This is a genomic window from Aurantiacibacter xanthus (assembly GCF_003584015.1).
Taxonomy (GTDB): Bacteria; Pseudomonadota; Alphaproteobacteria; order Sphingomonadales; family Sphingomonadaceae; genus Alteraurantiacibacter; species Alteraurantiacibacter xanthus.
In genome coordinates this window covers 1-242 of sequence record NZ_QXFM01000037.1, presented here as the reverse complement: position 1 = coordinate 242, position 242 = coordinate 1, and the positions used below count along the sequence as shown (strand labels likewise).

Genomic DNA, 242 nt, shown 5'->3' with positions numbered 1-242 from the left:
TCGCGGTCGCGCTTCAGGGCCTGCCATTCGCGCTCGACACCCGCCAGTTCGGCCCGCGCCGAGGACAGCGCCGAGGCTACCTCGTCGCGCGCCTTCGCCAGATCGTCCTTGCGTGCCTGTGCGGCGGTGAGCGCCTCGCGCCTCTCCCCAAGGGCCTTGCCCGCTTCCTCGGCACGCGCTTTCGCAGCGGCGAGTTCGGCCTCGGGGTCGCTTTCCCCGGCCAGCGCTGCGCGTTGCTGTTC

At 72.7% G+C, this 242-nt stretch carries 1 pseudogene; it reads right to left on the bottom strand.

The window, feature by feature from the left end:
- A pseudogene (locus D2V17_RS21205) lies at window positions 1-242 on the bottom strand (hypothetical protein); the annotation flags it as partial.